This window comes from Coprococcus intestinihominis (genome assembly GCF_040096555.1).
GTDB lineage: Bacteria > Bacillota > Clostridia > Lachnospirales > Lachnospiraceae > Coprococcus_A > Coprococcus_A intestinihominis.
This window is the reverse complement of the sequence record NZ_JBBMEK010000131.1, coordinates 1-8,725: the sequence shown is the minus strand read 5'-3', so window position 1 is coordinate 8,725 and position 8,725 is coordinate 1. Positions and strand designations below refer to the sequence as shown.

Annotated in this window: 10 protein-coding genes; all 10 read right to left on the bottom strand. The window is 44.8% G+C overall.

Annotated features, from left to right (window positions below; all coding sequences use genetic code 11):
* Nucleotides 1–324 (bottom strand): signal peptidase I (locus WMO25_RS10655; protein ID WP_349085325.1); only part of this gene is annotated, 324 nt, incomplete at its 3' end.
* Between the two features lie 81 nt (nucleotides 325–405).
* Nucleotides 406–1,476 carry a MucBP domain-containing protein gene (locus tag WMO25_RS10650; RefSeq protein WP_349085323.1) on the bottom strand — a complete coding sequence of 357 codons (1,071 nt, stop codon included), beginning with the start codon at nucleotides 1,474–1,476 and terminating at the stop codon, nucleotides 406–408.
* Nucleotide 1,477: 1 nt separating this feature from the next.
* Entirely contained in the window at nucleotides 1,478–2,272 is a 795-nt protein-coding gene (locus WMO25_RS10645; RefSeq protein WP_349085322.1) for a hypothetical protein, read from the bottom strand.
* Between the two features lie 15 nt (nucleotides 2,273–2,287).
* Nucleotides 2,288–3,034 (bottom strand): hypothetical protein, encoded by a 747-nt coding sequence (locus WMO25_RS10640; RefSeq protein ID WP_015514969.1) that lies wholly within the window; start codon nucleotides 3,032–3,034, stop codon nucleotides 2,288–2,290.
* A 13-nt stretch (nucleotides 3,035–3,047) separates the two neighbouring features.
* Entirely contained in the window at nucleotides 3,048–3,566 is a 519-nt protein-coding gene (locus WMO25_RS10635) for a hypothetical protein (RefSeq protein ID WP_349085320.1), read from the bottom strand.
* 16 nt (nucleotides 3,567–3,582) lie between these two features.
* On the bottom strand, nucleotides 3,583–4,569 hold the full coding sequence (locus tag WMO25_RS10630; protein ID WP_349085319.1) for a DUF5979 domain-containing protein: 987 nt from the start codon (nucleotides 4,567–4,569) through the stop codon (nucleotides 3,583–3,585).
* A 30-nt stretch (nucleotides 4,570–4,599) separates the two neighbouring features.
* A complete protein-coding gene (locus WMO25_RS10625) occupies nucleotides 4,600–5,475 on the bottom strand; it encodes a class C sortase (protein ID WP_349085317.1) in 876 nt (291 codons plus the stop codon).
* A gap of 6 nt (nucleotides 5,476–5,481) precedes the next feature.
* Entirely contained in the window at nucleotides 5,482–6,429 is a 948-nt protein-coding gene (locus WMO25_RS10620; protein WP_349085316.1) for a class C sortase, read from the bottom strand.
* A gap of 138 nt (nucleotides 6,430–6,567) precedes the next feature.
* Complete coding sequence (locus WMO25_RS10615; RefSeq protein WP_349085315.1) at nucleotides 6,568–8,154, bottom strand: SpaH/EbpB family LPXTG-anchored major pilin; 1,587 nt, start codon at nucleotides 8,152–8,154, stop codon at nucleotides 6,568–6,570.
* A 101-nt stretch (nucleotides 8,155–8,255) separates the two neighbouring features.
* The coding region (locus tag WMO25_RS10610) for a SpaA isopeptide-forming pilin-related protein (RefSeq protein ID WP_349085313.1) at nucleotides 8,256–8,725 on the bottom strand (470 nt) is incomplete at its 5' end.

Below are 8,725 nucleotides of genomic sequence, written 5' to 3'. Positions count from 1 at the left end.
GCCCTTCGTGATAAAATTACCCATAGCCGCACTGTTGGATACCACACGATGAGTGACAATAGAACCATCCGCATCCGTTCCATAGAAAGCAATAACATCCTCTGTCTGGATCTCTTCCGGCTGGATATACTTCACATACACCAGACTGCCCGTCGGTATCGCCGGTTCCATACTGCCGCTGATCACTGTGTAAATCTCATAGCCGAAAGCTCTCGGAACCGTAATTGGAAGATATGCCGCCACAATGATGATTAATAAAAGAGTGCCCAGTACGCTGCATACTGCAGCCACCGGGCTTTTCTTCTGCCTGTTGCGTCTAGCCAAAATCAAATTCTCCTTTGTCAGCAGGCAGTACTGTTCTATTCCAAACAGTACTGCCTGCTGTTACTTGTCTTTCAATAATGTCTATCTTGAACGTTTCTTCAGATAAACAAACAATGCTACCAACGCTGCTACAGAAAGAATACCAATGGCTGCACCGCCTACCATCGGCAATGTATTGCTGCCGTCTTCTGCATCAATATTGGACTTTGGTGTTTCCTCGTCATCCAGGTCTACCAGTGTCTCCGGTACCTGATTATCCGGAATATCTGTCGTCTGGTTATCCTGATTATCGGCATCCTGACCGTTATTCTGATTGTCTGTCGTACCGCCTGCATTGGTATTGGCACCATTGGCCGTATTGTCGCCTGCCGCATTGTTCGCTGCGTTTGTACCATTCGCAGCTGTACCGGTTCCTGTACCTGTCGTACCGGTTGTACCCGTTCCCGTCGTACCGGTTGTACCCGTTCCCGTCGTACCGGTTGTACCCGTTCCTGTCGTGCCGGTTCCTGTTGTACCTGTACCGGTGGTTCCTGTTGTCGTTGTCGTCGTTGTTGGACCCGGAACAATGGTTGTCACAGTTGTTGTTGTCTCAACAATACGATCTGTCTCACCAGGCGTATAGGTGAATGTAAATACATTCTGGCTTTCATTATCACTCAAAGTCTTGGTCAATGCAAGGGCCTGAGGGATATAATTCTCAATATACTTATAAGCAACCACCGGCTTATCACCGGCATTGCCATAAAATGTCTGGCTGTCGGCAAGGGTCTTGCCATTGGCATCCTGATAGTTCACTGTGTAAGCCACCATATCGCCTTTGATGCCGTATGCAACAACGTAATCCACATCGCCGTCCACCTCGATGGTCGGTGTGGCAAGGGCTTCTTCATTGTCACGTCCGCTGAGACGGAAGCCTTTAACATAATACTTGTCATCCGTTACCTTGACGCTGTTGATGTCCAGGATAACCTGTGAACCAAGGGAAAGACCTGTGATCTCTTTCTGCTCCTGTCCGTCAATCGTGCCTTTATTGCCCGCATATACCGTTACCTTGTAGGTATATGTATCTGCCGCCATAACGCTGAATGCAGAACCAACCGTCAGCACTGCTGCTGCAAGAAGAGATACAAATAATTTTTTATATTTTTTCATCTTAGTTCTCTCCTTCCCTGTGCTGTCTTGTTTTTCTGGAATTGTTCAAAAGGATAATGCCTGCGATCAGGAAGATCAGACCGCCTACAAGACCGATCACCGAATACATCAGCAAATTGGATGTATCACCGGTCTTAACGGCTTTTCTGGAGGTTGTCAGATTGTTCTTCTGAGGCACCTTCTTCTCGATCACGGTGTTCTTCTCAATGGTCTGGCCCTCTTTGACCTTCTCAACTGCGAAAGTCATACGAAGCTTCGCCAGTGTCTGCTGGTAGCCGTTATTACCTGTCTCGCCTTCCACGCCGACTTTCAGGTAAACAGTACCGCTTTCATCCTTGGCCAGTCTGCCAAGATAGAAATATTCATCCAGTGAGGCATCCGCCTGTTTCAGACCTTCACCGGCTGTGGAACTGCCTTCGCCGCCCACTGTACTGCTGTCATATAAAACTGTTTCTTTGTTCTTGCTGTCCACATAGGTCAGACGGTACTCATAAGCCGCGCCTGATGCGGAATCCTGTGCATCCTCCAATGTCTGAAGGACTTCATTGGTCATATACCAGTCTGTATTGCTGCTGTCCTGATTCGTCAGCTGAACATGCAGTGTAATACTGTCACCCGGCTGGATCTCAGACATAGAATCCGTCACATCTTCATCCTTGAAATTACTGTTCAGCTTGCTGCCGTCAAATGTTGCCTGCCATCCGTCAGCGCCCTGATAATCTCTGGCAAATGCTGTAAGGGGTGCCCCAACTGCCAGAATCGCTGCCATCATGAGGCACAAAATCTTCTTCTTCATACTCTGTACCTCCTATTAAAAACCAATGCTGGATTCATCATCGGATACGCTGACATCCACGCCCCAGGCACTCTTGATAGCCGCTTTGGCATTGTGCGTCTGAACCGCATCAACTTCTGCATCCAGATTGAATGAATAACCGTCGTATTTGTACTGATAAGTAACGGTGGAACCATCTGTCACCTTGTTCACCTGCTGTGCCACGGACTCATCGATACGGATCGTATCGGAAAGTCCCGGTGTAGTCTCTCCCGGTGCCAGTGCCTTTGTGTAATAAAGCACCATACGTTCCGGTGTGGACTGATCCTCGGCAACCACCCATCCGCTGTTCTCCGGAACATTCAGTTCAATGAGGTCCGGTGAAAGCTCTGCATTCTTCCTGCCCTCTTTGTCCTTCCAGCTCTTTGTGATAATGACTCTGACAAATGTATCAATATCGCCGCTGTTAGTCACGCTGATGGCTTCATCATACTGTTTGCCCGGTGTAAACTTCTCTTTCTCACCAAGCATATTGGCCAGAAGCTTGCCCTCTGTATTGCCGCTCCACTCATTGCCGGAAACATAATCTCTGCTGCTGACAACCTGGCCGTTCTCCACCAGAGAAACACCGATATGCTTCAGATTCATCTGTGCGGAATAGTTCTCACTGTAGTAAGTCAGCGCCGCTCTTGTGCTGCCTACTGTACTGCCAAGCAAAAGTACTGCCGCTGCTCCCAGAAGCAGGGCAACTTTTTTCGGAAATAAAATCTTATTCTTCTTCATGATAGCCCTCCTTCTATTCTGCTGTATCTGCTGTGATCACATTGTTCCAGTCTGCATAAGCGGTTCCGTCTGCTTTGTAAAGCACCGGTGTACACTCTTCCACAACAATGACATTGAATTCTGCCGGTGCATCCTCACTGTCTGTTGCCGGGAACGTGTAGCTGACATTCAGCTTCGTTGCTGTTGTCTCACCTGCCGGAAGGATCTGGTCGTAATACCAGAAACCATCGCCGCCGTCTGTCCATCCTGAATCCTCCGGCTGATAACTCAGCGTGATATCAGATGGCGCAAACGCTCTCACACGGACAAAACAATCATAAGCGCCTGTATTCTCAACTGAAACATGTTTGCCTCTGCTGTCCACTTCTTCATGCGGGATTGTCTGTGTAAATCCCATATTCATCTGAACAGAACCGCTGGCAGTTGAATAGGTGGTGAAATAAGCCATCGCACCGCCCACCTTCAGGGTACCCACAAGAACAAGCGCTGTCACTGCCATCATCAAAAACGGCTTCTTCAATTGCTTTTTCATTTATCGTTCCCCCTTCCTAGTCTGTGCTGACATTATCGCCAGTGTACTGATACTGTTTGTTTTCATCAAGTTTGAAATTATTCTTCACGCCGTAACCGCCGTTTGGACGGCCATCGTGTGCATTCTCAAATGAAACGCGGACCGCTTCATCTGCAAAAATCGTCACATCATCCGGATCATCAGAAACCTGTGTGTAGCTTGCGCCGCTGTAGGTCTCTCTGACTCTGACTGATGCACCTGCCGGAATCTGATCAATGGTCAGCTGCTGTGATTCCTCACCGGCCCCCATGGTCATCGCTTCAACTCTGCTCTCTGTCTTACCCTCCAGGGTCGTAATATCAATCTGGAAAACAAATGTTGCCTGAGCACCGGATGTGGCATTGAAATCTCTCAACGTCTTGTCGATCACCAGAGAACCATATCTCGGTGTCTGTTCCGGCTTGAGAACTACTTCTGACAATTCGTATACCCATTCATCATCACCTGTCTGATAATAATAATTATTCGGCAGGGAAATCAGATACGGTGTAAATGTGTACTCATAATTCGTTGTCTGTGCCTTATCCGCCAGCACCAGGTAAAGTCCTGTGGCCAGATCCCCGGCTTTTCCTTCACCATCTGTCAGCGAAACCTCTGCTGTCGGCTTCGTACTGTCTGTCACCATACCGGCCGCCTCTGTGGCCCGCTTCAGCCATTCATCTGCGGATGTACTATCGGATGCATCCAGTGCGGAAACATCCAGCTGTGCAAAATCTCCGGATGCGGTGTAATCTCCGACTTCACTGATATCCGCCACCTTATACAGCTTCACATCCACCGTTGTCGTACCCAGATCTGCACTGACCTTGTCATCACCGCCGGTCTTAAAATCTATGGAGCAATCCTTTTTGCCGGTGTCCACCATATTCGCCGCATTTGCTTTCGGCAGAACCGCAAATGCTGATAACGTAAGGGCACATGCGATCAATAATGCGCAGCTCTTTTTTATACTCTTTTTCATCATTGCTTCATAACCTCCCTCTTCAAATCCAGATTACTCTTTAGGTTGTTTATTTTTCTTCTTTTTTGATAAAAATCTCAAAAGCAGGATCACCAGTAAGGTAACGGCCAGACCAAGAATTGTATAGATCATATAGTAATTCTTAATCGATTCAACCATGGACTCGGAAATCGTCGCCTCCTTGTCCTCCTCACCGTTGTAAGCCACTCTCGTTCCCCTGACAAGGAGTCTGTGAGAATTGACACCATACGGTGTACAGGTAAATAATGTGACCTGATCTTTGCCTTCCTCAATCTTCAATGCATTCTCCAGTGTCTCATGATCATCCTTATCCACCATCGGCAGAATCTGATCCACCTCGTAGGCCAGGACCTGATCTAACACATGGATATAAAACTTATCACCATTTCTCAACTGGTCAATATCGGTAAATAGCTTGGCACTGGGAAGTCCTCTGTGAGCAGCTACCACACAGTGGGTACTCTCACCGCCAATCGGAAGCTTCGTACCGTTTAAGTGTCCCACACCTGTCTGCAGCACATCATCGGCTGTCCCGTGGTATATCGCCAGTTTGATATTGATCTTCGGAATAGAAAGATAACCCATGATGCCGTCTCCGGCTTCATTCAATATCTTCCAGTATTCCGTACTCTGCAAATCTGTTGTACTCTCGCCAAACACATCACTGTATAGGTTGTTCTGGGTGATTGTCGCATTGAAGGCTTCGGCCCTTTCCCACTCTTGTGTAAAGTCCTCAGGTGTCATATCCTGCACGACACTCTGATAGTTGCTGATCAGCTGACTCTGTCTGTAAGTGTTCCATTGATTGGATACCGTCGGATAGACCAGAATGCCAAATCCCACCAGAAACAATAGCCCAAACAGGATGGCGGAAATCTTCTTCTTCATGAGCTTCTACTCCTTCTTCTCAGTCTCCGTATCGGCATCCCCGGTCACTGTCCTGTCTTGGACTACCGGTGCCTCCTGTCCGTCTGTCGCCTGTTCGGCACGGCGCTTCTTTAACTTCTGTTCTTTCTTATATAATACCACAATAAATGCTGCCGTCACAAGTAATCCTACGATTACCCACAACAAATAATTGGTGTGTATGCTGATACCGCTGAAAAGCGTCTTCTCTGCTTCGACTTCCTGCTCCACATATTCCACACGGTGTCCTCTGACAAGCAATCGCTCCGTGTTGACACCATACGGTGTACAGGTGAGCAGTGTCACCAGATCTTTGCCTTCTTCCACTGCCAACCCGGAAGTCTCCTCCGGTTTGACCACTGAAATCTTATCCACTTCGTAACACAACGTCTCATTTAAAACATGGATCAGGAAATGGTCGCCCTCTTCCAGTTTGTCAAGATCTGTGAAAAGGGATGCACTCGGCAGGCCTCTGTGAGCTGAAATAACTGCATGGGTGCTGGCTCCGCCTACCGGAAGGGAACTTCCTTCCAGATGTCCGGCTGCCACCTGCAAGACATCTTCCCTGGTGGTATGGTAGATTGGAAGCTTGATATCAATCTTCGGAATCTCCACGATACCCATCATACCGTCACCTGCAATGTTCAGACAATCCATATAGGCTTTGTCTTCCCCTTCCGTCGCCTCTGCAATGGCAAAGGAGTCTGGCAGGATGCTCGGTAATAATGCTTCATTGTATGCCCTTGCTTTTTCAAGCTCCGCTGCATAATCAATCTCACCTGCGGCATCTTCAGCAGAAACAATAGAATCATAATCACTGATCAGCTGTTTCTGTCTGTAGTTGTTCCACTGATTCGCTACAAATGGATACAGCAGCAAGGACAAACCGGCTAAAAATATAATGACTATTAAAATTCTGTACGTTTTCTTCTTCATCCGGGTTCTCCTTATTGTTGTATACGTATCTGTCTCTCCTAAAGAGATGGGTTAAAAAGTTTCTGAAAAAATGCCTTTAATCTGATAAATTCCGGGGCGGGTAACGCCCCGGAATTCACCAAAAGACTTATTTATGACTTATCTGTTTTCTTTTCTGCGGCTAGCGAAGAATAAACCTGCTGCTGCGATCATGATACCACAACCAACGATTGTGAAGATAGTTGTACCGATACCACCGGTAGATGGAAGGGAAGAAAGTGTTGTATTCACAATATAGGTCGGATTTTTAACACTTTCCCAAGTACCTTCATTATTCAATGCAAATGTTGATGTTGTACCATCAATTGTTACTGACCAACGATCTAATGTTCCATCGTTTTTATGAGTAGTATCAATTGTAACTGTGTATACATGAGTATTAACACTATATCCATCTGGTGCTGATAACTCTTTCAGATAATATGTACCTTTTTTCAACTGACTGAAGTGAATCTGTCCCTTTGTATCTGATGTAGCAGTTTTATATGCAGCATTATCTGCAGCAGTTGCAACTGTTTCAGCAGTCACACCCTCTCCTGCTTTGTAAAGACCAAATACAGCTCCATCTAATGGTTTTTCAGAATTTTTATCTTTTCCTGTTTTTGTAATGATTCCATTTGTTCCAGTTGCTTCTCCACCAATATCAAATGTATAAGTATATGTGGTCTTCTCTGCTGAAGTATTGTTACCATCTACTTTAGAGTCATTTGTGTAATTTAATTTAGCTGTGTTGGTATTAACATTGTCCCATAAAACTGCATCCTTGTTAACTTTAGCAGAATATCTAATTGTTAAAGTCTGACTTGCATACGCGTTAAGTTTATATGCTTTACCCACGACAAAGTTAATTGTCATTTTTCTTCCATCAACGCTAACAGTATAATCTGTATCTTTTGTTAATGTTGTAGTACCAACTTTAACTACCGGATCAACAACGTTACCGTTTTCATCTGTTACAAAATCAAGACCATTTGATAATGTATCTTCCACATTAAATACCGGATGAGAGCCTGTATAACTTGGAATTGGAGTAACTGTTACTTCGTAATTTACAATATCATTAACTTCTACAGAATTACCATAATCATTTCCGTTTGAATTTGTAATTTTCTTGTTAATTGTCGGTGCATTTGACTTTTTAGCATTTGCCGCAGTTGTTGTTAAAGTTAATGCTCCCTCAGAAATATTTGTATTGCCGTTTTCATTTACATAGTACGCAGATACAACCATTGGGTTATAGCTGTGTGCTTCTGTATCAGATACTAAAACAAGATATGTACCAGCTCCAACAGTTGCTGTCCAAGTAGTAGTATCGGTGGTATTTGTTAATGGAATAGCTGTCTTTGTATCGTCAGCCATAACAGCATTTGCCAGTGAAGTTAACTGATCTGATGTTAAAGTAGAAAGATCTGCTTTGACCATCTCCTGTGTAATCACGGCCGGGTATAATGAATTATAACCACTAAATGTAGCACCTGCGCCATCATATCTTGCCTCAACTACTTTGTAAGCATTTACCTGAATGCCAGTTTCATTATCAATTCCATTTACTGTAATTGTTGCCGTATCGTCAATTGTTCCGAAAATTTTATCAGTTCCAGAATCTGCTGCAAAACTTGTGATGCCCATTGCTAATACCATGATAAGTGATAACATCACTGCAAATAATTTTTTTAATTTCTTCATAATATTCTCCTTTTCTCTCTTAGATATTATTTCTTGGTTGACATGTTACGTTGATTTTTTATCTTGGCAGTCCAGGGACTGCTGGTTTAAAGTTCATCCCTCTATTTCACCAGCACCTCCCTGCACTTGTTTTTATAAATCAACCAGGCTGCTGCCATCATAAGCAGCATACCACAGATTGAGAACCAGTAAATACCGGAGCCACCGGAATTTGGAAGGTTGTAAATCACTGCATTTTCGATAAGAATATGATATTCTCCATTCTTCTGCAGTTCAGGTGTCAGTTCTGTACCATTCACAGCCACAGTCTTTAATGCACCTGCCTTTGTAATCTGTAATGTATAAGTATTGCTTGAAAGTATATATCCTGTCGGAGCTTTGATTTCCTTCAGTGTATATGTTCCTGTCGGAAGTTTACCTGTTATCTCACCAGATACATCATTGCTCTGATAATTCTGATACCATTTAACAATACCTTTAACATTATCTGCATCTTCTGACTTACCGTAATACTTAACAGTTTTATCTGTTGTAGACTGCAGTTCAAAGACCCTGTGTGTTAGGATAATTG